Annotated in this window: 2 protein-coding genes; both read left to right on the forward strand. The window is 64.7% G+C overall.

The annotated features are described in order from the left end of the window. Window positions 1–59: 59 nt before the first annotated feature. Window positions 60–1070, forward strand: a complete 1011-nt coding sequence (locus tag EN893_RS32445; protein WP_127267884.1) for an ABC transporter ATP-binding protein — start codon at window positions 60–62, stop codon at window positions 1068–1070. Then, window positions 1067–1757 (forward strand): ABC transporter permease (locus EN893_RS32450; RefSeq protein WP_164901322.1); only part of this gene is annotated, 691 nt, incomplete at its 3' end. The genes EN893_RS32445 and EN893_RS32450, both read left to right, overlap by 4 nt.

The following is a 1757-nucleotide window of genomic DNA, read 5'->3' on the forward strand; positions in this document are numbered from 1 at the left end:
CGCTAGAAGAACGCTGCACCGCAGCCCGAATTGATTTGCCTGACAGATCAGGACAGCCCATGACCTCCGCCGTCTCCTTCCAGAAAGCCTCGCGCCATTTCGGCAGCGTGCGCGCCGTCGACGCGGTCGATCTCGACATCGTGCCGGGCGAATTCTTCGCCATGCTCGGCCCGTCAGGTTCCGGCAAGACCACCTGCCTGCGCCTCATCGCCGGCTTCGAGCAGCCGACATCGGGCTCGATCTCGATCTTCGGCGAACGCGCCGAGGGCGTTCCGCCCTATCGCCGCAACGTCAACACCGTGTTCCAGGACTATGCGCTGTTCCCGCATCTGAACGTGCTCGACAACGTCGCCTACGGGCTGATGGTCAAGGGTGTCGGCAAGGCTCAGCGGCACAAGGCGGCGGAAGAAGCGCTGTCACTGGTGCGGCTGCCCGGCTATGGCGCCCGCCGCCCCGGCCAGCTTTCCGGCGGCCAGCGCCAGCGCGTGGCACTCGCCCGTGCGCTGGTCAACCAGCCAAAGGTGCTGTTGCTCGACGAGCCGCTCGGCGCGCTCGACCTCAAATTGCGCGAGAACATGCAGGAGGAGTTGAAGTCGCTGCAGAAGGCGCTCGGCATCACCTTTGTCTTCGTCACCCACGACCAGGGCGAAGCGCTGTCGATGGCCGACCGCGTCGCCGTCTTCAACGATGGCAAAATCATGCAGGTCGGCACGCCGGAAGATATCTACCAGCGACCGAAGACGCGCTTCGTCGCCGATTTCGTCGGCTCCTCCAACGTGCTGCCGCCGGATTTCGTCCAGCGCTATTCCGGCCAGCATCGCTGGGGCAGCCTGCGCCCTGAATCCATTCGTGTCGGCCGCGCGGCCAGCGCGGGCACAAGTGGCGAAGGCGTATCCGCCCGCCTCGTCTCGACCAACTATCTCGGCGCCACGACGAAGCTGGCGCTCGACGCCGACGGGCTGCGGCTGCACGCCATCGTGCCCGCCGGCACGGCCTTGCCTGGGGAAGGCGAGGCGGTGGTGCTCACCTTCAACCGCGAGCACCTGCATCTGATGGACGAGCCGGCATGAGCCTCGACGCCGCCATGATGCGTGCAACAGCGCCCGCCATCCTGCCCGGCAGCGGCGGCTTGCGCGGCGCGCTATCGGACCTTTTCTGGCGCAAGCCGAAGGTCCTGCTGCTGCTCATGCTGCTGCCTCCGGTTCTGTGGCTGGGTATCGTCTATATCGGCTCGCTGTTTGCGCTCCTGGCGCAGAGCTTTTTCTCCATCGACGAGTTTTCCGGCCTCATCAACCGTGAGTTCACGCTGAAGACTTATGGCGACCTGTTCCAGGCCGCCAATCTCGACATCATCCTGCGCACGGTGACGATGGCGGCCCTGGTCACGCTGGCCTCGGCCGTCATCGCTTTCCCCATCGCCTATTACGCGGCGCGCTATGCGCGCGGTCGCTGGAAGGCGCTGTTCTATCTCGGCATCATGCTGCCGCTGTGGTCGAGCTATCTGGTCAAGATCTACGCCTGGAAGCTGATCCTGGCCAAGGAGGGCATCCTCACCTGGCTGCTCGCCAAGCTGCATTTGTTGTGGGTTCTCGACGCATGGCTGTCGCTGCCGATTGTCGGCGGCAATTCGCTGTCGGTATCGTTCACCGGCACCTTCATCGTCTTCGTCTATGTCTGGCTGCCGTTCATGATCCTGCCGGTACAGGCGGCGCTCGAGCGCGTGCCCGGCAATCTTGTCGAGGCCTCGTCCGATTTGG

The organism is Mesorhizobium sp. M7A.F.Ca.CA.004.04.2.1 (assembly GCF_004022825.1).
Taxonomy (GTDB): domain Bacteria; phylum Pseudomonadota; class Alphaproteobacteria; order Rhizobiales; family Rhizobiaceae; genus Mesorhizobium.